The 25486-nt window shown below is 41.9% G+C and carries 25 protein-coding genes; all 25 read left to right on the top strand.

Annotated features, from left to right (window positions below; translation table 11 throughout):
* Positions 1-64: 64 nt before the first annotated feature.
* A complete protein-coding gene (locus ACLEIV_RS14685; RefSeq protein WP_410457387.1) occupies positions 65-1015 on the top strand; it encodes a Gfo/Idh/MocA family protein in 951 nt (316 codons plus the stop codon).
* The gene (wbpD, locus tag ACLEIV_RS14680) at positions 1008-1586 is read left to right on the top strand and encodes a UDP-2-acetamido-3-amino-2,3-dideoxy-D-glucuronate N-acetyltransferase (protein WP_410457386.1); all 579 of its coding nucleotides are present in this window, start codon (positions 1008-1010) and stop codon (positions 1584-1586) included. The genes ACLEIV_RS14685 and wbpD overlap by 8 nt, the downstream gene beginning before the upstream one ends.
* Before the next feature lie 120 nt (positions 1587-1706).
* On the top strand, positions 1707-2786 hold the full coding sequence (locus ACLEIV_RS14675; protein ID WP_410457385.1) for a DegT/DnrJ/EryC1/StrS family aminotransferase: 1080 nt from the start codon (positions 1707-1709) through the stop codon (positions 2784-2786).
* The gene (locus ACLEIV_RS14670) at positions 2783-3595 is read left to right on the top strand and encodes an acyltransferase family protein (RefSeq protein WP_410457384.1); all 813 of its coding nucleotides are present in this window, start codon (positions 2783-2785) and stop codon (positions 3593-3595) included. The genes ACLEIV_RS14675 and ACLEIV_RS14670 overlap by 4 nt, the downstream gene beginning before the upstream one ends.
* A complete protein-coding gene (locus ACLEIV_RS14665) occupies positions 3492-4628 on the top strand; it encodes an acyltransferase family protein (RefSeq protein ID WP_410457453.1) in 1137 nt (378 codons plus the stop codon). Before ACLEIV_RS14670 ends, ACLEIV_RS14665 begins: the two co-directional genes overlap by 104 nt.
* Positions 4618-5877, top strand: coding sequence for a lipopolysaccharide biosynthesis protein (locus ACLEIV_RS14660; RefSeq protein ID WP_410457383.1), 1260 nt, complete (start codon positions 4618-4620; stop codon positions 5875-5877). The genes ACLEIV_RS14665 and ACLEIV_RS14660 overlap by 11 nt, the downstream gene beginning before the upstream one ends.
* A gap of 32 nt (positions 5878-5909) precedes the next feature.
* Complete coding sequence (gene asnB, locus ACLEIV_RS14655) at positions 5910-7724, top strand: asparagine synthase (glutamine-hydrolyzing) (protein WP_410457382.1); 1815 nt, start codon at positions 5910-5912, stop codon at positions 7722-7724.
* A gap of 463 nt (positions 7725-8187) precedes the next feature.
* Positions 8188-9147 (top strand): methionyl-tRNA formyltransferase, encoded by a 960-nt coding sequence (locus tag ACLEIV_RS14650; protein WP_410457381.1) that lies wholly within the window; start codon positions 8188-8190, stop codon positions 9145-9147.
* 170 nt (positions 9148-9317) lie between these two features.
* A complete protein-coding gene (locus ACLEIV_RS14645) occupies positions 9318-10817 on the top strand; it encodes an AMP-binding protein (RefSeq protein WP_410457380.1) in 1500 nt (499 codons plus the stop codon).
* Positions 10817-11056, top strand: a complete 240-nt coding sequence (locus ACLEIV_RS14640; protein WP_410457379.1) for an acyl carrier protein — start codon at positions 10817-10819, stop codon at positions 11054-11056. The genes ACLEIV_RS14645 and ACLEIV_RS14640 overlap by 1 nt, the downstream gene beginning before the upstream one ends.
* The gene (locus ACLEIV_RS14635; RefSeq protein WP_410457378.1) at positions 11053-11949 is read left to right on the top strand and encodes an AAC(3) family N-acetyltransferase; all 897 of its coding nucleotides are present in this window, start codon (positions 11053-11055) and stop codon (positions 11947-11949) included. Before ACLEIV_RS14640 ends, ACLEIV_RS14635 begins: the two co-directional genes overlap by 4 nt.
* Before the next feature lie 331 nt (positions 11950-12280).
* Complete coding sequence (locus ACLEIV_RS14630) at positions 12281-13636, top strand: polysaccharide deacetylase family protein (protein WP_410457377.1); 1356 nt, start codon at positions 12281-12283, stop codon at positions 13634-13636.
* A 6-nt stretch (positions 13637-13642) separates the two neighbouring features.
* Entirely contained in the window at positions 13643-14956 is a 1314-nt protein-coding gene (locus tag ACLEIV_RS14625) for an O-antigen polymerase (protein ID WP_410457376.1), read from the top strand.
* 71 nt (positions 14957-15027) lie between these two features.
* On the top strand, positions 15028-16167 hold the full coding sequence (locus tag ACLEIV_RS14620; protein ID WP_410457375.1) for a glycosyltransferase: 1140 nt from the start codon (positions 15028-15030) through the stop codon (positions 16165-16167).
* Positions 16164-16787, top strand: a complete 624-nt coding sequence (hisH, locus tag ACLEIV_RS14615; RefSeq protein WP_410457374.1) for an imidazole glycerol phosphate synthase subunit HisH — start codon at positions 16164-16166, stop codon at positions 16785-16787. The genes ACLEIV_RS14620 and hisH overlap by 4 nt, the downstream gene beginning before the upstream one ends.
* Positions 16787-17551, top strand: coding sequence for an AglZ/HisF2 family acetamidino modification protein (locus ACLEIV_RS14610; RefSeq protein WP_410457373.1), 765 nt, complete (start codon positions 16787-16789; stop codon positions 17549-17551). Before hisH ends, ACLEIV_RS14610 begins: the two co-directional genes overlap by 1 nt.
* A gap of 7 nt (positions 17552-17558) precedes the next feature.
* Complete coding sequence (locus ACLEIV_RS14605) at positions 17559-18704, top strand: N-acetyl sugar amidotransferase (protein ID WP_410457372.1); 1146 nt, start codon at positions 17559-17561, stop codon at positions 18702-18704.
* On the top strand, positions 18685-19800 hold the full coding sequence (locus ACLEIV_RS14600) for a glycosyltransferase family 4 protein (RefSeq protein WP_410457371.1): 1116 nt from the start codon (positions 18685-18687) through the stop codon (positions 19798-19800). Before ACLEIV_RS14605 ends, ACLEIV_RS14600 begins: the two co-directional genes overlap by 20 nt.
* A gap of 9 nt (positions 19801-19809) precedes the next feature.
* Positions 19810-20892, top strand: a complete 1083-nt coding sequence (wecB, locus tag ACLEIV_RS14595) for a non-hydrolyzing UDP-N-acetylglucosamine 2-epimerase (protein ID WP_410457370.1) — start codon at positions 19810-19812, stop codon at positions 20890-20892.
* Positions 20882-21514, top strand: a complete 633-nt coding sequence (locus ACLEIV_RS14590; RefSeq protein ID WP_410457369.1) for a PIG-L deacetylase family protein — start codon at positions 20882-20884, stop codon at positions 21512-21514. Before wecB ends, ACLEIV_RS14590 begins: the two co-directional genes overlap by 11 nt.
* Positions 21499-22371 carry a UDP-3-O-(3-hydroxymyristoyl)glucosamine N-acyltransferase gene (locus ACLEIV_RS14585; RefSeq protein WP_410457368.1) on the top strand — a complete coding sequence of 291 codons (873 nt, stop codon included), beginning with the start codon at positions 21499-21501 and terminating at the stop codon, positions 22369-22371. Before ACLEIV_RS14590 ends, ACLEIV_RS14585 begins: the two co-directional genes overlap by 16 nt.
* Positions 22368-23591 carry a glycosyltransferase family 4 protein gene (locus ACLEIV_RS14580; RefSeq protein WP_410457367.1) on the top strand — a complete coding sequence of 408 codons (1224 nt, stop codon included), beginning with the start codon at positions 22368-22370 and terminating at the stop codon, positions 23589-23591. The genes ACLEIV_RS14585 and ACLEIV_RS14580 overlap by 4 nt, the downstream gene beginning before the upstream one ends.
* A 12-nt stretch (positions 23592-23603) precedes the next feature.
* Entirely contained in the window at positions 23604-24548 is a 945-nt protein-coding gene (locus ACLEIV_RS14575; RefSeq protein ID WP_410457366.1) for a UDP-glucose 4-epimerase family protein, read from the top strand.
* A complete protein-coding gene (locus tag ACLEIV_RS14570) occupies positions 24532-25080 on the top strand; it encodes a sugar transferase (RefSeq protein ID WP_410457365.1) in 549 nt (182 codons plus the stop codon). Before ACLEIV_RS14575 ends, ACLEIV_RS14570 begins: the two co-directional genes overlap by 17 nt.
* Before the next feature lie 94 nt (positions 25081-25174).
* Positions 25175-25414 carry a four helix bundle protein gene (locus ACLEIV_RS14565; protein WP_410457364.1) on the top strand — a complete coding sequence of 80 codons (240 nt, stop codon included), beginning with the start codon at positions 25175-25177 and terminating at the stop codon, positions 25412-25414.
* The last annotated feature ends 72 nt before the right edge of the window (positions 25415-25486 follow it).

The raw sequence follows: 25486 nt of genomic DNA, 5'->3' as shown, positions 1-25486 counted from the left end.
GATTTATTTTTTGGCAAAATAGTTTATTTTGTTAGGGATCAATTAATATTTCCAAGGTGTGAAAATGAAAAAGTTCGGTCTTGTTGGTGCTGCCGGTTATATAGCTCCTCGTCATTTGAAAGCAATTAAAGAAACCGGTCACGAGCTTGTCGTTGCTATGGATATCAATGACTCTGTCGGCATTATGGATACTCACTTTCCTGAGGCGGAATTTTTCACCGAGTTTGAAGAATTTTCTGGTTATGTTGAAGATCTTAAACAAAAAGGCGAAAAGCTGGATTACATTGCGATTTGCTCACCAAACTATCTGCACCTACCGCATATGAAGTTTGCTTTACAAAATGGCATTGATGTTATCTGCGAAAAACCGTTAGTGTTGAACACTAAAGATTTAGATACCCTTAACCGTTATCAAGAACAGTACGGTGCCAAGGTGAACTCGATTTTGCAGCTACGGTTACACCCTTCGATTATTGCTCTGCGCGATAAGGTACAAGCGGCACCGGCAGATAAAGTATTTGATGTGGATTTAACCTACTTAACCTCTCGCGGTAAGTGGTACTTAAAGTCCTGGAAAGGATTTGATGAAAAATCCGGTGGTGTAGCTACCAACATTGGTGTGCATTTTTACGACATGCTGCATTTCATCTTTGGCGACATTATCCACAATGAAGTGCACTACCGCGATGAAAAAACATCGTCTGGATTTTTAAAATACGAGCGCGCTAATGTGCGTTGGTTCTTGTCTATAGATGCTAACCACTTGCCCGATAATGCCGTACACGGTGAAAAATCAACTTACCGTAGCATTGATATTGAAGGTGAAGAGTTGGAGTTTTCCGGTGGCTTTACCGATCTGCATACACAAAGCTATCAGCGTATTTTGGCAGGGAAGGGCTACGGCGTAGAAGATAATCGCGCCGCCATCGAAACCGTAGACGTAATGCGTAAAGCCAAACTTGTCGACCATCCGGCCAATCCACACCCATTACTTAAAAAGGTGCAGCATGGCTGATTACTATCAGCATTCAAGTGCTATCGTTGATGATGGAGCACAAATAGGAGAAGGCTGCCGCGTGTGGCACTTCGTACACGTTTGCCCTGGTGCCGTTATTGGTAACGGCGTATCACTTGGGCAAAACGTATTTGTAGGTAATAAAGTCACCATAGGTGATCACTGCAAAATACAAAATAACGTCTCGGTTTACGACAACGTACACCTGGAAGAGGGCGTATTCTGCGGGCCCAGCATGGTGTTTACCAACGTCTACAATCCACGCTCTTTAATCGAACGTAAAGATCAGTACCGCAACACGCTGGTTAAAAAAGGCGCAACCCTAGGCGCCAACTGCACCATTGTTTGTGGTATTACTATTGGTGAATACGCCTTTGTAGGTGCCGGTGCAGTAATTAATAAAGACGTACCTGCCTACGCACTGATGGTGGGAGTACCGGCCAAACAAATTGGCTGGATGAGTGAATTTGGCGAGCAGTTAGACTTACCACTACAAGGCGAAGCCACTACCAGCTGCGAACACACAGGCGCTACTTATACTTTAAGCGGCCGCACAGTAACCAAGGGTTAGGCCGTGTCGAGTGTTAAGTTATAAATGTTGCATTAAGTAAATTACTCGACGCTTAACACTCATAAATCAACATTAGTCAGCTTTCGTGGCAAAAATTTTTCGTCATTAAAAAGGTAAAACATGCAGTTCATTGACTTAGCTGCCCAGCAGGCGCGTATTAAAGAAAAGATAGACGCTGGTATACAAAACGTACTCGCTCATGGTCAGTACATCCTTGGGCCTGAAGTGTCAGCATTAGAAGAGGAGCTGGCAGCCTTTACCGGTGCCAGGTACTGCATCACCTGTGCCAATGGAACCGATGCCCTGCAAATAGCCCAGATGGCGTTTGGCATCGGGCATGGTGATGAAATTATTACCCCTGGCTTTACCTACATAGCCACTGCCGAAACTGTCGCCTTGCTTGGTGCAAAGCCCATTTACGTGGACGTATGCCCCAAAACCTACAATCTAGACCCAACCAAGCTAGAAGCCGCGATCACCCCACGTACTAAAGCCATTATTCCTGTGTCGCTTTACGGCCAGTGCGCAGACTTTGATGCCATTAACGCTATTGCTGACAAGTACGGTATACCGGTAATAGAAGATGCCGCCCAAAGCTTTGGTGCTACCTACAAAGACAAAAAGTCTTGTAACTTAAGTACGGTTGCTACTACGAGCTTTTTCCCAAGCAAGCCTCTCGGCTGCTACGGTGACGGCGGCGCTATCTTTACCAACGATGACGAATTAGCCAAAGTGCTGCGCCAAATAGCTCGTCACGGTCAAGATCGTCGTTATCACCACATACGTGTAGGTGTGAACAGCCGTTTAGACACCCTGCAGGCGGCGATTTTGCTACCCAAACTGGAAATATTTGCAGAAGAAATCAGCCTGCGCCAACAAGTAGCAGCACAGTACGATCAGCTGCTCAACCAAGCTGGCATCACTAGCACGCCCTTTGTTGAAGTACACAACACCAGTGTTTACGCGCAATACACCATCCAGGTCGATAACCGTGAGCAGGTACAAGCCAGGCTTAAAGAAGCAGGTATTCCAACAGCAGTGCATTACCCCATACCACTCAACAAGCAGCCAGCAGTGGTTGATGCTGATGTACAGTTATCAATTGGTGACGCAGTTGCTGAAAAGGTAATGAGCTTGCCGATGCATCCGTATATGAGTGAAGAAGATCAGTTGAACGTTGTTAAGGCATTAACCGAGTGAGTAACACCGCTTACCGCCAAGATATTCAAGGTTTAAGAGCCATTGCAGTATTGGCTGTAATGACTTTCCACCTTAATCCCGTTTGGCTGCCAGGCGGTTTTGTTGGTGTGGATATCTTCCTGGTTATTTCAGGTTTTTTAATCAGCAGCATCTTGCTGCACAAAAACGCAAAACCTGAATATCAATTATTATCTACCTTAAATTACTTCTACAGCAGCCGCCTCAAGCGTATCGCACCTGCATATTTCACTGTGCTGATAGTAGTGACCCTGCTAGCTGCGGTACTTTTTTTACCAGCTGACTTTGCAACGTACAGAGGAGGCTTAAAAAAATCCGCATGGTTCAACAGCAATAGCTATTTTGCCACTTTTGGTGATTACTTTGCACCCGCTAACCACGAACAGCCCTTGCTGCACACTTGGTCACTAGCAATAGAAATACAGTTTTACCTTATTGCGCCATTTGTTTTTTTACTGTTACCCAAACGTATGCTGAACTGGCTGCTTCCCTCGACAATAGTTTTTCTCACTATCTATGCAGAATATCGCTTACAGCAAGGCATAGAACAAGCAACCTATTACAGCCTTATTGCTCGCTTACCCGCTTTCTTTTTAGGAGCATGGGCCGCTTTGCTGATAGGTAAAAGCAACTGGATTGCTGGGGGGGGGGCAAAAGCTATGGTTGACTGGACTAGCAGCAAGCTTAATCGCTTTTGCATTAATTCAACCCAGGTTCACAGGCCTCTTTCCTGGCATAGCCGGGCTGCTGCCCACGGTTGGGGCAGCGTTGATTGTTTTGCTAAACACTAACAACCGCTTAACCCAACTACTCGCCAGCAAACCCCTCGTCTGGATAGGCGCATTATCCTATTCGCTTTACCTTTGGCACTGGCCAGTGCTGGCTTTTATGCGCTACTACACAGGTGCAGAAATACTCAACTGGCAATACAACTTGGCTTTTATAGCGCTAACGTTAGCGTTGGCAACAGCCAGTTTTTACTGGATAGAAACACCATTAAGATCAAAACGCAGCAAAATACAACTGCTAGGTTACGCCAGCCTAACTCTACTGCTAGTTATAACAGTTGTAGGAATGAAAAAAATCAATGCCTATTACACACCAGAGCCCTTGTCTGTGGAATACACTCGCTACGGTGATGATTCCATAAATTGCCATGGTCACCTGGTCGGAGACTGCCTAAGGGGTGATTTAAAAAGCAATAAAGAAGTATTGGTGTTAGGCGACTCTCACGCCGCTATGCTCAACCACTTTTTCGATTACGTTGGTAAAGAGCTTGGCTTTAAGGCACGAATAATCACTGCCAGTAGCTGTGTTACTATTCCAGAGTTTAACTACCAGCGCATAGCTGAATGGGCACACGAATCCTGCCTAAGTCAAATAGAAGAAGTTAAGAAACACCTAGATAAAGCAGAAACTATATTTATAGCCGCATCGTGGAATTGGCACATGCAAAGCCAAGAATTTAACCAGGCCCTTACTAACTTCCTAAAAAAAGAAGCACTACAAGCGCATAAGTACCTTGTTAGCCAAGAGCCACTACTCAACCGCCATCCATTACGTAACCAAAGATTCACTCACTTAGGTATCGGTATAAGAGGTGGGCTTAACCAAGACTACCTACGAACAAATCAACTCTTACGAGAGCTTACTGATAAAGCCACCTATTTAGCATTAGATAAACTCGACCTTTTTAAATATGCACCCATTTGGGAAAAGCATCTAATTTACTATGATGAACACCATTTAAATGAGATTGGTGTAATTGAATACGCAAAACAAGCCCTGCCTACAATTAAACAAGAAGTAATGAATGCTAACTAAGCTTTTAAAGAATAATGAATTTGCTAAAAGCGTACTTACCTTAATGACGGGGGCAGTATTAGCACAAGCTGTACCCATTGCGATTATTCCTATACTAACCCGGATTTTCACACCCGAAGACTTTGGGGTGTTAGCTTTATACGGTGCTTTTGTTTCCATACTAGGTGTGGTAGCAACAGGGCGTTATGAGATAGCCATTATGCTTCCAAAAGAAAATGAGGAAGCACGTGTTTTGCTACAGGTATCAGCTCTAGTTGCTTTATGTATATCTATAATTATCAGTATTCCTATTGTTATATGGAATGTTGAAATCGCAAAGTTTTTAGGTAATGAAGCCATTGCATCCTGGTTATACCTAGTGCCAATTTCAGTGCTGTTAACAGGAGTATATCAAGCGTTAACCTATTGGAATAACAGACAGAAAAAGTTTAAAAATACAGCAGTTTCTCGCGTTAACCAAAGCCTATTTCAAGGAATAAGCCAAACTGGACTGGGGTTTTTACAGCTAGGTGGTGGGCTCATTTGGGGGCAGTTTATTGGAATTATTTCCTCAATAACCTACTTACTTAGAAAAGATCGCAATTACCAAAAAATAGTGAAAAAAACAGAAGTGAGTACCCTAAAGCTACAAATGAAAAAATATCATAAATTCCCTAAGTACGGAATTGTGGGTGGCTTATGTGATGCTGGTGCTATACAAATGCCCGTCTTAATGCTTACAAAATTTTATTCAAGTACAATTGCCGGTATGTTTAGTTTAACATTTCGCGTGCTCAATATGCCGACTGCCATAATTTCATCGGCCATAGCACAGGTACTTTTTCAAAAGGTGGTAGAAATAAGCCACACAGCGCCAGAAAAGCTAAGGAGCTACATTCTAAAAATATTTTTCTTACTGTTTTTACTTTACCTGCCGGCAGTACCTATCTTATTTATTTGGGGTGATGGACTATTTTCCTTTGTTTTTGGTGCGGAATGGGGGCGCGCAGGTGTCTATGCTGGTTATCTAGTAATAGCAGTAGCCATACGTTTTGCAGTTAGCCCATTAAGTGCAGTACTCGGCTTAGAAAAAAATATAAAAAAAGGCGTGTTTTGGCAGGTGCTTTACTTATGCACCATCACACCAACCCTATACTTTTGTTCATCTCTAACAGTAGAGAAATTTTTTTTAGCTTTTGTTATACATGAAGTCATTTTATACAGTGTTTATTTGGTGCTTATTTTAAAGGGCACCGAAGAAATTGTTTAATTTAAAAATCAATTAATTATCTAAGGCTTTTTATGTGCGGAATCGCAGGTTATATTGCTAACCAAGTAGCAGACCAATCACCTTTAAAAAATATGACCGATGCCATTATTCACCGTGGGCCTGATGGTGAAGGACATTATTACGCCCCAGACTTCGCGCTAGGGCACAGGCGTTTAGCCATAATCGATTTAAGTGAAGCCGCTACACAGCCCATGCACTACCTAGACCGTTACGTCATTACCTACAACGGCGAAGTGTATAACCACCCAGAGCTTAGAGAAGAACTAAAAAGTTACGGCTACAGCTTCAACAGCGAATCAGACACCGAAGTTATACTCGCCAGCTACGATTTTTGGGGCGTAGACTGCCTAAACAAATTCAACGGCATGTGGGCTTTTATACTTTACGACACACAAGACCAACAATTCTTTATCGCCCGTGACCGCTTTGGAAAAAAACCGCTCTATTACACCCACACAGCAGACCACTTTGTATTTTGTAGCGAAGTCAAAGGCATCTACGCCAGCGGCCTAGTAGAAAAAGCACCCAACAAAAGCTACCTAAAAAAATACCTAGAAAACGGGCCCAAGGAATACGAAGCCGAAACCGCCTTTGCCAATGTCTATCGCTTTCCCTTTGCTCACTACTTTTTAGGCAGTAAAGAACAACTACTAAACCAACCAAATTTCACCCGCTACTGGGAACTAACCAGCAACACCAGCAAAGAACGCTTCTGCCCGAATAAAGCAAAAGAATATGCGCAGCAGTACTACGACCTGCTGGCAGATGCTGTAAAGCTGCGTTTAAGAGCAGACGTAAAAATAGGCTCCGCACTCTCCGGCGGATTAGACAGCAGTTCCATCGTTTACTTGGTTAATCAACAACTAAAAGCTCAAGGCAAAGCGGAGCTTCAAGAAACGTTTTCATCAGTTTATAAGTCAGACGGCACGCAAGACTGTGATGAGAGTGAGTTTATAGACCTGCTGGCAAAAGAACTCAACGTCAACTCCAACCAAATAGAACCCCAAGAACAAGATGTATCTGCAGAACACCAAAAAGTAATTTGGGCAATGGAAACCCCACCAGAAAGCACTTGCATGTCTGGTTGGCATACTTTTATGAAAGTGAAACAAATCGGTGTAAAGGTAACTCTGGATGGCCAAGGCGCGGATGAACAACTGGCAGGCTACTTTCCATACATTGCTAGTTACCTAACCTCTATTTCTTTGCTAGACCTTTACAAGGAGTTTTTTTACTTCCTAAAAATACCTAGAGCTAAAAAAACGCTGCTACTTAGCTTTTTAATGGCTAATTTTAAATTTATCTTTGGCAATAAAGCCTACCAAGTTGTATTCAAAAAATTAAAAGGCCGCCAACCGCCCGATGTATTGAATTTGGAGTTAATGTCATCTATAAATAAGGGGTTGATTACGTTAATCCACTATTCCGATCATGTGTCGATGGGGCACAGCATAGAATCCAGAATGCCTTTTATGGATTATCGTTTGGTAGAGTTTTTAGCCCAAGTTCCCGCCTGCTATAAAATGCACAATGGTTGGACTAAATATCTAGCTCGCCTAGCCTTCGATAAAAAACTACCCGATGAAATAACCTGGCGGAAAGACAAAATGGGCTGGCCAATTCCAGAAGGGCACTGGTTTAAAGGCAACCTAAAAGACTGGTTTATAAATATCACAGAACAATCCTGTCTGCTAAAAGAACTAAGCCCGAATGGCAATATAACACAAGAGCTAGAAAGCAAAGAAACAATTACCAAGGTTATTAGAAAGTTAAACATCGCAAAGTTTGATGAACTTTTTTTTACTAGCCGCAGTAGGGTAAGTTAAAATACAATGCTGGCACATGTAAGTGCACTCTGACGATAAAAATTTTGCAATCGAAAAGCTCACACAATTTTACAGCATAATAAAGTTATCGGTGTAGGCCAATGAGTGAATGGGGAGGGTTTCATTGATGACTTTAACAACTGCACGAAAGTGAGTTATATTGTCACCATAAAAATCGGCAAGCTGTTAATTGCATCAGTTTAAATAGTAGGCGGTGCTTATCTAGTTATCAATGATGAAACAGATGTGGGTTGGATAGAATATGGAAGACCAATTAGAGTTTTAGATTAGGAGCTTGATAATACAGATTTTCTTGCCTGTGTGGTATTTTAATAATGTGCTCGAGTGAAACAGCGGAAGCTACTAAAGTAATTAAATCTTGGCATGAGAAAATAGAGAAATCCCTAAATAGCCGCCGTTCACCCTTAACAGTTTAGATTTTAAAGTAGAGGTTAAAGGCAGAATGATAGCTTTAAAAATAGTTCTTATAACACAAGGTGTGTCTAGAGTAGTTCAGCCTTTACTAAATAGTAAGCACGATTTAGTAGGTGTAATTGAGTCTGCAACAAGAGATGCAATAAAAAGGAAAGAACCCAACTATCTTTATAAAATTGCAAGGCAACTCTACTCACTGGTTAAGAAACAAGAAAAAACTTTAAAATCCTTATCTGATGATAAGAAAATTCCTTATAGATACATGCTGTCTAGTAGTGATGAGGGGCTTGAACAATGGCTTAAAAGCCTACAGCCAGATTTGATTGTTGTTTTTAGTATGTCTCAGCTTTTAAAAGAAAATATATTTACAATTCCAAGGCTGGGTACAGTAAACATGCATGCAGCTATGTTGCCTGATTATCGTGGCCCTAATCCAGATGTATGGCAGTATATTAACTTAGAAATGAACCCAGGTGTAACTATCCACTATATTGATAAGGGAGAAGATACGGGTGATATTCTTAATCAAGAACGAGTAAATATTCCATTGGGCACAAAGTCATCAGATCGACTTAATAAGCTTATTGGAAAGGTTGGCGTTAGAAACCTGCTTAAAACTATAGATGAATTAGCGGGTAATATAGCCAATCCAATTAAGCAGCCCCAGCAAAGCCCAACTAAAAGAGCAAGAAAAATAAATCCAGAAGAGCATAAAAAAATTATAGATTGGCAAAATTGGGAAACCAGTCATATTTGGCACGTTTTACGTGGCACGGAACTTTGGCTTAATGCGCTAGAGCAGCCTAAAGGATTTTATAAAGGGCAGCGCTGGAGTGTTGGTAATTATAAAATACTGGATGAGCAAACTAAACCGCTAGAGACTATTTATAAAAATGGTAAAAATTATGCGGTTGCGACTAAAGATGGCTATATAGAGTTAAATTTAAATTTTTCAATAAAAAAATTACTGTTGGCAGTCATCAAGTAAATGAACCCTCTAACACTTTTTAAACTTATCTATCCACATTTAGGTCCAGGGAAAAATCCTTGATGACTAAAATTAAAAGCTCATGCGTTTGTTCTGTTGTTGTGTAATATGTAAAGCAGATAAAAATTAGTTTTTTAGGTTAAATTGATATATTTATATTTTGGTGGGCCATGAAAGAAATAAATACAATTCTTGACAACACACGGTTTGAAAATATAAGATATTTTGACGGCCAGTCTGAGCTTGATAGTAAGGATGTTGATAACTGCACCTTAAATTTATTAGCTCACCTTGCTCCACGCGCACAGCGTATTCAGCAGGGTATATGTATTTTGATGGAGCGCAGCGCTCATTATATAACCACAGTAATGGCTGCTTGGAAAGCAGGTTTGTATGTAATACCACTCAATACAGCTTGGCCGCTACAAAAAAACTTAGATATTATTAATAGAATTAAGCCTGCTGCTGTTGTAGTCGATGCCGAAAATAACGAAGCAGTGAATGTAGAGTTTAAAACACTTTGCAGTACGGAATTGTTTTGTGAACCTATTAACGCAAGCACTTTGAAGGATGAGTCATCAGGTCTGCGCCCGGCAGATGTTGCTTATATCATCTTTACTTCAGGCTCTACTGGCGAACCTAAAGGTGTTGTGATCTCTGCTGCATCCTTTCGTAGTTATATTGATTGGACAAAACGTTATTTTTTTGAATATTCGCAGTCAAAACGTTTGCTATTGACGTCCGAATTGACCTTTGATATTACCATGGGTGATCTAGCCTTCGCCTTAGCATTTGGTACTAGTATTGGCGTTGCACGTCACAATACAAATATTCCAAGTGTTTTGGCAATGATAATGAAGTATCAAGTTGATGTGCTTTATTCAGTACCAACCACCCACTTAGCATTAACAGCTTTTGCCAAACAAAAGCGCGGTGCAGACATTTCTTCGATTAACTTACTTCTATCTGGCGGTGATCGGTTTCCTTGGCAGTTGGTAAGTGACTACACTAAGCTTACTCAAGGCGCACATTTTTATAATGTGTATGGCCCAACTGAGATAACGATTAACTGCTTTGCCGTGCGTCTTGACAATAAAGAGCAATTAGCTGCTGACGAGAAGCCCGTTCCTATTGGTGAGTGCTTTGATTCTTTAGACTTTGTACTTTTAAACGATGATGGAGAACCTGATGTAGAGGGCGAGTTATGTGTGTGTGGTCCACAATTACTTATGGGTTATTACGCTGATGATGAGTTGACTCAAGCGACTTTAACTAAAGATCCAAGAGCTAGTTTTGTTAACCGTCCTTTATATAAAACAGGCGATCTTGCTTATATGGATAATGGTCTAGTGTATTTGAAAGGGCGCATTGACGGACTAGTTAAAATTCGTGGCTATCGTATTCATCCTGATGAAGTTTCTAAAGTTATCGATAACATTTCCGGTGTAGACGTGAGCGCGGTGGTTACATTTGGTGATCAATCTGATGCAGCATTAGCCGCTTTTGTTAGACTGAATAAAAATTGTGTACTGACAGAAGACGATATTAATTTACAAATAGAAGCTGCTCTACCAAGCTATATGATCCCTACACATTATGAATTTGTAACTGATTTCCCGCTGAACCAAAGTGGTAAAATTGATAAAAAAGCATTAGTCAAGAGGTTATAATGAGATTAGTTAATGAAGTAATTGATGTAGTTGCCCGTTGTTTGAAAGTAGATAGAAGTGAAGTCAATATAAGCTCAGGTTTAGGAATCACTCACAAATGGGACTCTTTGAATCATACGAACTTAGTATTAGAGCTTGAAGAAGTGTTTGATGTAGATTTTGATTTTGATGAGTTAGAACAAGTAATTACTGTTCAAGCTATCGTTAACTCGCTGGAGAGCAAAGGAATAGCAGCATGAAAAATACTTTCAGACGTGCTCTGAAAGTCCCTAATTATTTGGCTGCACGAATTTCTGCATACATGCATGAGCGTTACTGGACATCGCCTGATGTGCAGACACCATCCAATGTAACGCTCGATGATATTCAGGGCTTCTTAGCTAAAGCTGGAATAAAGCCCGGTGCTACAGTTATGTTGCATTCTGCTTGGGAACCGCTGAATAGTGGTAATTTCAGTGCAGCAGAGTTAGTAAAATCGCTTATTAGTTATTTAGGAGAAGAGGGCACATTGGCTATGCCTGCTTTTCCTCATGGTGATAAGCAAGTGAACGGCGCGGTATTTAATGTTAAGCGTGAGCCATCCGCAGGTGGCATGCTTACGGAAGTATTCCGTCGTTTTCCTAATGTTATACGCAGTGTTAACTTGAACCACTCGGTGTGTGCGCTAGGCCCTAATGCTGAGTTTTTAACAAGTGAGCATCATAAAAGTGAAACGTCTTGGGATGATAAATCACCGTATTACCGATTGCGTGAGCTTGAAAACTCATGGGTTGTTGGTTTTGGTGTAGGGCATAGACTTAAAATAGCAACAGCTGTACATTGTGTTGAAGCCGCACTCTGGAAAAAAAACGCGTATTTTAAAAAGCTTTTCAAAGTCACTACTTGCTATACCTACAAAGACGCGGATGGTGAAACAGGCGAACATTGTTATAGAGAAAGAACAGGCCAAATCTATACACAAAAACTCGCTAAGTATTTTACCGCTGATGAGCTGATAGAAGAAACTAAATCTGGTTTAGAGCTTTATGCGATTCAGTCGCGCACTCTTATTGATAAATCAATAGCGCTAGGGCGTAAAGGAAAAACAATGTACATATGGCCAATACCATGGCCTTGGTATTTTAGGCGTTAAGTACTTCGACTTTGAAGGCTCCATTCAAGAACCTGTAGAACACTTTTTTAGAGCTTTTGATGCAGTGCAAACCCCTTACTTCGCGATCAGCAAAACCAATTCTAAATTATTGAAAATTTATCACTTTCTACAAGAAATACGAAAATGATTTCAGCCACAGAAAATAGGGCAGTGATTCGGAATCAGGGAGTAGAAGTTACCAATTCCCATTCCCTAATCCCTGCTTTTTGTGTGTTTTCATGTTATTCTGTGGCAAATAATGATTTTGAATCTTTCGTGTTTTTTCGTGGCAAAAGTTGCCCTTTTCTGATTTGTAAGGTTTTAAATTTCTATGGCTCAATACACCCCTGCAGCGCTTAGCTGGCTATGTCTTATCTTACAAGAGCGCTTCGGCCACAGCTTCTTACTTGAGCAATCCACCGCTGGCTTTAAGCTTTCCCTAGTCAATACTCCACAAGGTTATATTGCATTCCCCAAGCTTGAGGATGATTTTCATCAACCTCATTCAGACCTACCTTGCAGTCAGTGGAATGCTGAGGCAGAGGGCTGGCAGAGTGCCTTAAATCAATCTTTACCTGCGCCGGGTGTTAGCCAGTTACCAGAACCTTTAATTCAGCAACAGGTCGACCACCATATAATTCACTACGACATCTTAGGGCTCACCTACTGGATGCTGAATCGCGTAGAAGAAATCGACCGTACCGACCTAGATAACCACGGGCGCTTTCCTGCCATTCACAGCCATGCTTATCAACACGGCTATTTAGATCGCCCAATCGTAGACGAATGGCTGCAAGTACTCGGACAAGTAATTCAAAAACAATGGCCGCAGCTAGAACTGAAACAACACCAATTCAGCATGAAAGTAAGCCACGACGTAGACAGCCCCAGCCTGTATGCCTTCAAATCCTGGAAAACCATTATCCGCATGATGGCAGGGCATCTACTCAAACGCCGCGACCTAAAAGCCACACTACAAGCCCCTTGGTTAAAACTTATGGGCGGCAAGCGCATACCCGCACAAGACCCATACAATACTTTTAGCTGGTTAATGGACGTATCCGAAGCCAACAACTTAACCAGTGCGTTTTACTTTATTTGTGGCACCACCAGCAATATGGACGCCGACTACCAGCCTGAAGACCCACGTATTATAAAGTTGATGGAACAAATGCATCGGCGCGGTCACGAAATTGGTTTACATCCCAGTTACGGCACCTACCAGCGCCCAGAACTTATTAAACAAGAAGCCGATCGCTTGCGCCAAACCTTACAACAAGCAGGCATACAACAAACCGAAATCGGCGGACGAATGCACTACCTACGCTGGCAACACCCAACCACACTACAAGCCTGGAACGACGCCGGCATGGCCTACGACACCACCCTAAGTTACGCTGACCGCCCCGGCTTTAGATGTGGCACTTGTTTTGAATATCCGGCGTTTAATCCAGTAACCCAGCAACAACATAAAGTGCGTATCCGACCCCTGATTGCCATGGAGTGCTCGGTGATAGATGATATTTATCTTGGTTTAGGAAATACGTTTGAGGCAGAGAAAATTTTTTTGGAATTGAAAAAAAAATGTCGTAAGCTCGGCGGCTGTTTTACCACCCTGTGGCATAATTCTTATTTTTTTAATGGTGCAGAGCTTAAAGAAATGTATCGACGGATAATCGAAGGATAAAACCACATGCTTGATGTTTTATTTTGGTTTTTCTTTTTGTTAACTCCACTGGTGATTTGGTTTTTATTGAAGTTTGCGGGCGAAAAAGTAAATGAGATAAGTGTAATGAATATAACTACTGTGTCCATTTACGTTTTTTCAGTATTAGGACTTTTTCCATTATTTTACCAGCTTGATCAATATCGAGTAGATACAGGTGTTACTAATTCAAAACTGGTTTTTGTTGTGCTTCTATGCTGTTTTACTGCGATGTTGTTTTTCTTGTTAGGTGCAATTTTTGTTCGTCTAGCAATAGGCTTGAGGCCTTACCCAATAATTTCTTCAGAGATTCAACCTTTAAAAAAACTGAATAGAGCTGCTTTGGTATTGGCGTTCGGTGTGGTTGTAGCTGTTCTCGCATTGTATTTATGTAAGGTGGGGCAGCCCGCTATTTTTGTTGCTTTAAAAGAAGGTGCTGCAGCGGCAGCAGTAGCGCGAAGCAATATGGGGAATGATTTCGCAAAGTATCATCGCTATAGTTTAATCATGCATGACTTGGGTACACTTGTTACTTTGTCTTTTTTTGCTTTGTGGTTGCTTGAGAAAACCTTTATACGCTTAGTTTTGTTTTTGGCTGCTTTTTTTGTTTCAAGTTTTGTGGCTGTTATGGCAACTGAAAAAGCGCCTTTTGTAGGACTTTTAATGGCACTCTTTATGGTTTACTACCTGGTTCGAAAAAATGGATTTGTGCCTAAAAAAGATATAGTTTTATTAGGTGTTACTGTTGTGGTTGTTCTTATGGTTTTTTATATTTATTTCATGGGAAGTGACAGCCCTATATCTGCTTTAATGTCAGTGTTTTCACGTGCTTTTGCAGGTAGTATTGCACCAGCTTATTTTTATTTGGAGTATGTTCCACATATTCAGGATTTTTACTGGTTTAAAACCTTTCCAAATCCTGGACATATCTTACCTTTTGAGCCAGTTCGTTATACTGTTGATATCATGAATTGGAAGTTTCCCAACCTTGTTGAGCAAGGGATGGTTGGCTCTATGCCAACTGTTTTTTGGGGGGAGGCTTATTTAAACTTTGGATATTTAGGTGTTCCAATTGTGGCCTTCATTATGGGGGGCTTTGTTGCTGTAGTAAGTTATTTTATTTCAAGGCTTCAAGTTAATGCAGTTTCTATAGCTTTCACTGTATGGATGATATTTCATCTGAAAACCCTTGCCTTTACTGGGTTTAGTGGGTTTTTATATGATTTTTATATTGTGGGCGTTGGTCTTATGGTTCTGATGATTTTAACTGCCACTACAAAATTGAAGTTGAGAAAGTTTTAAAGATGATACTTTTTCGTGTGGTTTTTTAGGCTTTGCAGTAAATGTATTTTTCAATACTAGGGAAGTAATAGGTGAAAAACCTTCATGTCTCTCTCACTGAGTTTAGAAACGAAAGTCGTGTTATTAAACAAGTTAACAGTCTTTCAAGTGCGAAAGTTTTTAAAAGTATTTATATCGCCTCTTTACATGGTGATGATCTTAAAGAATGCGAAAGTTATGCGGGTGATATAAATCTAAAACGCTTTAAGCTAACCACTCGAAAACTGCCTAAAAACTTTGTTGTGCAAGTTTTTAAGTTTATTGAATACTGTTTCAGAGTGTTTTTTTTCTATAGAAAAAAAAGCATCGATGTGGTTAACGTCCATGCTCTTAGTTTGTTGCCCTTAGGCCTAGTTCTAAAGAAATTGTATAAAGCCAAGTTGGTATATGATGCCCATGAGTTAGAAACAGAAACCAATGGCTTGTGGGGTTTTAGAAAAAGAGTCAGTAAATTTCTTGAGGGAAAAATTATCAAGCATGTTGATATGACCTTGGTGGTAAGTGAAAACATTGCTGACTGGTACGCAGACGAATACACAATCAAACGCCCGCCGGTAGTTTTGAATGCACCTAATAGACGTGAGTTAAAAGCCAATAATCACTTTCGGGAACAGATTGGGATTAGAAATGACCAAGTTATTTTATTGTATCAAGGTGGTTTGGCTGCCGGTCGTGGAGTTCACCTTATTTTAGAGGCTTTTAAGGCCCGTAAAGATGACAAACTCGTTGCTGTTTTTATGGGGTATGGACAGTTAGAGGCGGATATAAAAGCTGCCGCCGAACACCACTCAAACATCTACTTTTTTCCTGCCGTGCCGCCACAAGTGGTGTTGGAATATACCTCGTCTGCAGATGCAGGTATTTCATTGATTGAAAATACTTGTTTGTCTTACTATTACTGTATGCCTAATAAGTTGTTTGAGTATGCCATGGCTGGCTTGCCAATAGTGGTTTCAAATATGAAGGATATGTCGGACTTAGTAACGAAAAACAACATGGGAGCGGTTATTAGTGAATTTAGCCCTGCTGGTATCAATCACGCTTTAGATGCATTTTTGCAAAAAGATTTAACCCAAATGAAAGTTAGTGCTTATCGAGTAGCCTGCGAAAATTCCTGGGAGATGCAAGAAAAAAAAATGCTTGAAGGCTATCAAAGGATGTTGAATAGATGATTAAAATTCTCGATTATGGCATGGGTAACTGCGGCTCTATTAAGAACATGCTACGCTACCTCGGCACTGATGCTGAGATTGTCAATCAACCTGTTAGTCTTGAAGGTGCTAAAGGTATTATTCTTCCGGGTGTGGGTTCTTACGATCATGGTATTAAACATCTTGAGCCTTTCAAGGCGGTGTTAGAAGAAAAAGTATTGAATGAGCAAATTCCTTTTTTAGGAATCTGTCTTGGCATGCAACTGCTTCTTGAAAAAAGCGAAGAGGGCCAGTTGCCTGGCTTGAGTTGGATTGAGGGCGAGGTCAAGCGTTTTGACTTCTCAGCGTTAAGTGGTAATGAGCATCTTGTCGTACCCCATATGGGGTGGAATGAAGTGCGCCCTACGAACTCACCTGCACTTTTGCAGCCGGTTGAGCAGGATCAGCAGGATCGATTTTATTTTGTTCATTCATTCCATGCTGACAGTGTACCTAGCGAAAATCAAATGGCAGTTTCTCACTATGGCTATGATTTTACCTGTGCAATCCACGATAAAAATATCTATGGAGTACAGTTTCATCCTGAGAAAAGTCATAAGTTCGGTAAGCAGCTCTTCAAACGGTTTATTGAGTTATTATAATGTTAAAGAAACGTGTTATTCCTGTTCTGTTATTACAAAATGGTGGCTTGGCTAAAGGGGAAAAGTTTAAAAATCACAAATATGTTGGTGACCCTATCAATGCCGTGCGCATTTTCAATGAGAAAGAAGTGGATGAGTTAGCATTTGTTGATATCTCTGTTGGTATTGATAAAAAAGAGCCTGATTATGCACTGATTGAGGATATGGCTTCCGAGGCCTTTATGCCGATTGCTTATGGCGGTGGTGTTCGGCGTGTTGAGCAGGCTGAGAAGTTGTTTCGCCTTGGGGTTGAGAAAGTAATTGTAAACAGTGAGTTTCACAATAATCCTGCTCTGATCAAAGAGTGCAGCCAAGTGGCAGGCTCCCAAAGTATTGTTGTAGCAATTGATGTTAAGAAAACTATATTGGGTCGCTATGAAGTTTATATTCATAATGGCACTAAAAAAACAGATATGCACCCTGTTGAGCATGCAAAAAAAGCTGAAGCCTATGGAGCAGGTGAGATATTGCTGACTTCAATTGATCGTGAAGGAGCGGGAAGGGGGCTGGATCTTGATTTGATCCAACAGGTGACCGCTGCGGTTGATATTCCGGTGATTGCACAAGGCGGCGTGGGAGACTTAGCACATATTAAGCAAGCAGTGAAAGCGTCTGGTGCATCCGCTGTTGCTGTAGGATCATTCTTTACTTTTCATGGTAAGCACAAAGCAGTGTTGCTAACATATCCAGCTTACCACGAATTGGAAAATTTATTTGTAGATTGAGGTTTAGATGACAGAGCGTGCTCATCAGGTATGTACCCGTTGTGTAATGGATACAACAGATCCAGAGATTACATTTGACGAACAAGGTGTCTGTAATCACTGTCACCAGTTTGATACTGAAACCAGTAAACGCTGGTTTCCGAATGAAGAAGGTAAGCGACAGCTAGAACAGATATTTAATAAAATAAAGGAGGAGCGCAAAAGTTATGAGTATGACTGCATCCTTGGTTTAAGTGGCGGTCTGGATAGTTCGTACTTGGCGCTAGTGATGAAAGAGTACGGAATACGCCCGCTTGTTGTTCATGTGGATGCTGGCTGGAACAGTGAACTGGCTGTTTACAATATTGAAAAGGTCGTTAAGTACTGCGGTTACGATTTGCATACCCATGTGATGAACTGGCCAGAGGTGCGTGATTTACAACTGGCATACCTTAAGGCCGGTGTCGCTAACCAAGATGTGGTTCAGGACCATGCCTTTTTTGCATCACTTTATCACTTTGCAATAGATAATAATATTAATTACGTGATTAGTGGTGGAAACATTGCTACTGAAGCCGTTTTTCCTAAAAATTGGCATCATGCTGCAATGGATGCAATTAATTTAAAGGCGATTCATAAGCAGTTTGGAGTGCTTTCATTAAAAGAATATAAAACAATCAGTTTTTTACAGTATTACCTATATTATCCTTTTATCAAAAAGATGAAAGCGATTCGCCCCCTCAATTACCTGCCATACAGCAAAGAAGCAGCCTTGGCTGAGCTTATAGATAAGGTGGGGTACAAGCCTTATGGCCGTAAGCACGGTGAATCGCGCTTTACCAAATTTTTCCAGAATTATTATTTGCCAACCAAGTTTAATATGGACAAGCGTAAACCCCATTTTTCCAGTATGGTACTGTCTGGATTAATGAGTCGTGAACAGGCCTTGGAAGAGTTGGCGATGCCTCTGTATGATAAAAATGAGCTTCGCGAAGATAAGCATTATCTTGCTAAGAAGCTTGGCATTAGCGTCGAGCAGCTTGATGAATATGTTTCCTCTCTTGGACATGATTACTCTGAGTATCCTAATTGGAACTCACGATATATTTTTATAAAACGTGTTCAGTCTTTTGTATCCAAAGTGTTAGGCCGTAATGTCAAAAATTACTCATAAAGTTGCCCACCTCACCTCCGCCCATCCTCGTTTCGATACCCGTATTTTCCTTAAGGAATGTACTTCGCTTGCTAACAATGGATACACAGTCTCTTTAGTCGTTGCAGATGGCAAGGGCGATGAAACGAAAAATAATGTTGCTATTTATGACGTATTTGCCTCCAAAGGGCGCCTGGATCGTATTCGCAACGCTCCTGGTCGTGTGCTAACCAAAGCGCTGGAACTGGATGCTGATATTTACCACTTACATGATCCCGAGCTGATTCCCATTGGCTTAAAGCTGAAAAAGCATGGCAAAAAGGTGATCTTCGATGCTCATGAGGATGTACCCAAACAGCTGCTGGGTAAGCCCTATCTGAATAAGCCTGCCAAGTGGCTATTGTCTAAAACCTTTGCAGTATATGAACGCTGGGCCTGCCGCAAGCTGGATGCGGTGGTCACGGCAACACCCTATATACTTGACAAGTTTGCAGCTATGGGTGTGCGATCAATTGATATCAATAATTATCCACTACTGGGAGAGCTGTCTACAGGGGAAGTGGGTTGGTCGAAAAAGAAGCTACAGGTTGGGTATGTTGGGGGCATTGGTCAGATTCGTGGCATTTCACAGGTTATACAGGCAATGGGATTGGTTCAGTCTGATGCACGTCTTCAACTTGCTGGAAAGTTTAATGAACCAGCAGTCGAACAAGCAGCACATGCTGATAAAGGTTGGCAACACGTTGATGCGCTGGGATTTGTAGGCCGTGAGGAAGTGCGTGACTTACTATCTCACTGCGTTGGTGGTTTGGTTACTTTTTTACCTTCACCCAACCACATAGATGCACAGCCTAATAAAATGTTTGAGTATATGAGTGCAGGTGTACCTGTTATCAGTTCTCACTTTCCCCTCTGGAAAAAAATTATCGAAAGCAACCATTGCGGCTTGTGCGTCGATCCCCTGGATCCCCAAGCCATTGCAGGTGCCATTGATTACCTGGTTTCTCATCCTATTGAGGCTGAGCAGATGGGGCGTAATGGCCAAAGAGTAGTTCAGGAAAAGTATAACTGGAGTATAGAAGAGCAGAAACTGCTTAATTTTTATAAATATCTATGAGTCAAAATCATGATAAAAATACTCACTATTATCGGCGCGCGGCCACAGTTTATTAAAGCCAGTGTGGTATCCCGCGCCATTAAGAATACCGATGGCATTGAAGAGATTATGCTGCATACCGGACAGCATTTTGATGCCAATATGTCGGATGTGTTTTTTAATCAGCTTGGCATTCCGCAGCCACATATTCAGCTGGATATTCATGGCGGCAGCCATGGCGAAATGACTGGTCGCATGCTGGCCGACATTGAGCAGGCCGTTATTGAGCACAAACCTGATCGCGTGCTGGTATATGGCGATACCAACTCTACACTGGCAGGTGCTCTGGCAGCGGCCAAGCTGCATGTGCCGGTGGCGCATGTTGAAGCGGGGCTACGTAGCTTTAATATGCGTATGCCGGAAGAAATTAATCGTATTCTTACTGATCAGATAAGCGACCTGCTGTTTTGCCCAACCGATACAGCGGTAAACCATCTGCAGCAAGAAGGCTTTGCTGCAAAGCCAGTAAAGGTGTTGCAAGTCGGCGATGTAATGCAGGATGCCGCTCTGTTCTTTGCCAACCATGCGCTGGCACCGGCAGGATTTGATGTGAAGCCCGGCTTTATTCTGGCTACCTTGCATCGTGCCGAAAACACTGATGCTCCTGAGCGTCTTGCCAGCATAGTCGACGCACTTAATCACTTGCATACCGAGGTAGCACCTGTTGTGTTACCGCTGCATCCGCGTACCCGCAATGTAGTAGCAAAACTTGGCCTGTTGCTGAATGTGCACTTAATTGACCCTGTTGGTTATTTTGAAATGGTCTGGCTGCTTGACCACGCCGGTCTGGTGCTTACCGACAGTGGTGGCGTGCAAAAAGAGGCTTTCTTCTTTGGTAAAGCTTGTGTCACCATGCGCGATCAGACTGAGTGGGTTGAATTGATTGATGCAGGTGCCAATGAGTTGGTGGGGGCGAATGGTCAAAAGATTATTGATGCAGTCACTCGTAATTTGGGTAGAAAGGTGCAAGATACGCAGCAGTTGTATGGTGGCGGAAAGGCGGCGGAAAGGATTGTGAGCGAGTTGATGAGCAGGGGCATTAATGGATTTTAAGAATGTATTAGTTTTGGCACCTCACACAGACGATGGGGAGTTAGGCGCAGGTGGCTTTATAGCGAAATTGATTGAGCAGGGGGCGAAAGTTACTTATGTTGCTTTCTCCACAGCTGAAGAATCTGTGCCTGATCATCTGCCAAAAGATATCCTTAAAACAGAAGTAAAGGCTGCAACAGCAAAACTGGGTATTGCCGCAGGTAACCTGATTATATTCAATTATCAAGTGCGTAAGTTGAACTATGTGCGGCAGGAAATTCTGGAAGAATTAATAAAAATAAGAAAATATAAAAAATATGATTTGGTCTTAATGCCATCACTGAAGGATATACATCAAGATCATACAACAATTGCCCAAGAAGGTATGAGGGCTTTCAAGAATACTACTATTCTAGGATATGAACTGATTTGGAATAATTTGTCTTTTGATACTACCTGTTTTGTCAAACTCAATCATTCGCATGTTGAATCTAAGTTTCTAGCACTTCAGTGTTATGAGTCACAGTCAGGTAGAGAATACATGGGGATGGATTTTATTTTCTCTCTTGCCAAGACCCGAGGTGTTCAAATAGGTGCTGAATATGCTGAAAGTTTTGAGGTGGTTAGATGGGTTATAAATTAAAAAAACCGGTACAGCTGTCTTATCTTGCATCGAGGTTGTCGCTTCAATGGACTGGGTTTGATGTTTTGATTGAAGGTGTCGCAGCATCAAGTAATGTTGAAAGTTCAGAAATAACCTTCTCTAAAAATATGCCAGATAAAATTCACGGTGCAGTTGTTATAACACCAATGCAGCCTAATTATGATAAGGCAGATAGTAATGGGTTTATAATAGCGGAAAATTCTAGGCTGGCATTTATTAAAGCACTAACCTTTTTGGGAAATGAGATAGGGTTTTCTACATGGGATGCGCCAGCCGAAATCGATCCTAGTGCTAAAATTGGTCAGAATGTTGTTATTGAGAATGGCTGTGTTATAGGTGCTAACTCAATTATTGAGCATAATGTTGTTCTGCATGTTGGTACACGTATCGGAAAAAATAGCCGTATACGTTCATGTTCGTCCATCGGTGGTGATGGTTTTGGATTTGAAAGGCTGGATGATGGCACGCCTTTACGCTTCCCGCATTTAGGAGGTGTGTTAATAGGTGATGCTGTGGAAATTGGTGCACTTAATTCTATTGCTAGAGGAACACTATCAGACACAATAATTCGTGATCATGTTAAAACGGATAACTTGGTGCATATAGCTCACAATTGCTTTATTGACGACGGTACTTTGGTTGCTGCATGTGCTGAATTAAGTGGCGGAGTAAGGCTTGGAAAAAGAGTATGGATTGGGCCTAATGTTGCTATGATGCAAAAAATTACAGTTGGTGATGATGCTCTTATAGGCCTGGGTGCAGTAGTAACTAAAAATGTACCGAAAAGTACTGTGGTTGCTGGTAATCCGGCTAAAAAAATTAGAGAGTTAATGTGAAAACTGTTTGGATTATAAACCAGTATGCTTCTACGCCTGAATATGGTTATGCAGGGCGTCATTACTATTTAGGAAAAGAGCTTTCAAGAAAAGGCTATAATGTATATTTAATTGCATCAGCCAAACACCATCTTCTTCGTGAAAAGGTGATAATGAAGTCAGGTTTTAAAATTGAAAATCATAATGGATTGAAAATGGTTTGGATTAATATGCCCGAGTATGTGGACGCCCATAGTAAACAGCGTGTACTTAACTGGTTTATTTTTTGTATAAAGTTGTTGCAGGTTTCAAAAGTAATTTCTGATAAGCCTGATTCTGTAGTTTGCTCATCACCTTCCCTTGTGTCTTTTCTGGCTACCCAAAAAATTGCAAGTAAGTTCGGTGCAAGATTAGTTTTCGATGTTCGTGATATTTGGCCATTAACCTTGACAGATATAGGTGGCTATTCGGTTAAACATCCTTTTATCAGATTTCTGCAATGGGTAGAAAATAAAGCTTACCGCGAATCTGATGTTGTTGTATCAAATCTAAAAAATGCTGTTGAGCATATGGCTGAACATGGCTTAAGTCGAGAAAAATATAGATGGATACCTAATGGTTTTGCAAAAGATGAAGTGACCAATAGTAAGCCATTACCTTTTGATCTAGAAGGTAAAATACCTAAGGGGAAATTTATTGTAGGTTATACAGGTACATTTGGGCTAGCAAATGACTTGTATACGGTGCTAGCTGCTGCAAAGAGACTAGAAAAATATTCTGATGTGTTGTTTTTTTTAGTTGGTGGTGGAAAGGAAGAAGCTGATTTGAAAGGTTATGTAAAAGAAAATAAACTCAATAATGTTACGTTTTTAGGCTTTGTAGAAAAACAGAGAGTACAGAGTGTCTTGGCTCGCTTTGATACATTGGTTGTAGGTGCAAAAAAAGAGCCAATGTATCGTTTTGGTGTTTCACCTAATAAACTTTTTGATTATTTAATTTCAGGCAAACCGATCGTTTACCATATTGACTCAGGTGATTATCACCCAATCAAAGATGCAGGGTGTGGGTTTGAAATTGAGCCAGGTAGAGCAGATGAGCTGGCTGAGGCTATATTGAAACTATATCAAATGCCTGCCCATGAAAGAGAAGCATTGGGTGAGAATGGTCGCAAGGCTGCTTTGGAGCAATACGAGTATGGGCAGTTAGCCGAGCATCTGGCTCAGGTGCTTTTCGATAACTGAGTGGCTGTATCTATGAAGCTATTATTAACAGGTGCCACCGGCTTTCTAGGCAGTCGACTTGCAACAGACTTACAGACCAAACCGGCTGTAAATTTGACCGCTGCCGTGCGTCGTTGTGTTGAAATACCCGCTGCTCACATTGTGGAAGTGCCGAACCTCGATGCTGACACTTACTGGTCAACCGCCCTGATCGATCAACAAGTCATCATTCATGCCGCTGCCCGTGCTCACATTATGAAAGATGTTATGGCGGATCCGTTGGCTGAATATCGGAAGATTAATGTAGACGGCACTCTCAACCTTGCCCGTCAGGCGGCTGAAGCAGGCGTAAAACGTTTTATCTTTATCAGCTCCATTAAAGTGAACGGTGAACAAACTGTTTTGGGGAAGCCTTTCAGAGCGGATGATATGCCCGCACCTGAAGACGCTTGCGGTATTTCCAAGTGGGAAGCCGAACAAGGCTTGCTGCAACAGGCCGCTGAAACGGGGATGGAGGTGGTGATTATTCGCCCGCCGCTGGTTTATGGATTGGGTGTTAAGGGCAATTTTGCCAGCATGATCAAGCTGGTTGAAAAGGGCTTGCCTTTGCCACTGGGTGCCATTCACAACCGGCGTTCGCTGGTGGCACTGGATAATCTGGTTGACCTCATTATCACCTGCGTTGATCATCCAGCGGCGGCGAATCAGGTGTTTTTGGCTGGCGATGGTGAAGATATATCTACCAGCGAGCTGCTGCGTGGGGTGGCCAAGGCGGCGGGGAAGCCGTGCCGATTGATGCCGGTGCCTGCCGGAGTACTACAATTTGGAGCCACTATGCTGGGTAAAAAGGCTATGGCGCAGCGCCTGCTAGGATCATTGCAGGTGGATATTTCTAAGGCGCGTGAACTGCTGGGCTGGAACCCGCCGCTGACGGTGGATCAAGGATTAAAAAGGTGTTTTGATGATTCGGTTTTTTGATATGGTATTTTCGCTGCTGGGGCTGATTTGCGGCTTCCCGGTGCTGGTGTTGCTTACTGTTATCGGCCTCTTTGATACCGGCTCTCCCATTTTTCGTCAGGTGCGGGTAGGGCGACACCAAAAGCCGTTCACATTGGTCAAGTTTCGCACCATGAAGGTGGATACCGCCTCTGTGGCTTCTCACTTGGCAAGCGCATCTTCCATTACTCCTTTTGGCCATTTTTTGCGTCGTACAAAGTTAGATGAGTTGCCGCAATTGTGGAATGTGTTTAAAGGTGAAATGAGCCTGGTGGGGCCACGGCCTGGGCTGTTTAATCAGAAAGAGCTCACTGCCGCACGTGCTGCGCACGGCGTGTATGATGTGCGCCCCGGTATTACTGGCTTGGCGCAGGTGAATGAAATAGACATGTCTACTCCCGAGCTGCTTGCAGAGACCGACCAAAAAATGATCCAATCTCTGTCGGTGAAGGACTATTTTCGTTATATATTGCTTACCGTGTCCGGTAAAGGCAGTGGCGATCGCGTCTCTTGAGTTTTGAGTGATTAGTGTTGAATGTTTAGTGTTAAAAATAAAAACTAAGCATTCATAACTAAACACTAATGAAGCTCACCACTAGGAGTAGAGCATGGAAGCCAAAGTGAACAATGTGCTTGATAAGTCTTTTGGTTTTGCTGTGCGCATTGTTAAGTTGTATCAGTATTTATCAAAAGATCAGCGAGAGTATGTACTTTCCAAGCAGCTGTTACGCTCAGGTACTTCTATTGGCGCTAATATTAATGAGCCTCAAGCTGGTCAGTCTAAAGCTGACTTTACTTCTAAAATGAGCATTGCTAGCAAAGAAGCTAGAGAAAAAAATACTGGCTAGAACTACTTTGCGCAACAGTGTAGTGGTTCAATGATCCCGGACACCATTTAAGGTGGTACAGTCACCACCGTA

It is taken from the genome of Oceanisphaera submarina (assembly GCF_046521305.1).
Taxonomy (GTDB): Bacteria; Pseudomonadota; Gammaproteobacteria; order Enterobacterales; family Aeromonadaceae; genus Oceanimonas; species Oceanimonas submarina.
The sequence above is the reverse complement of the archived record's forward strand: the minus strand, read 5'-3'. Positions and strand labels throughout refer to the sequence as shown.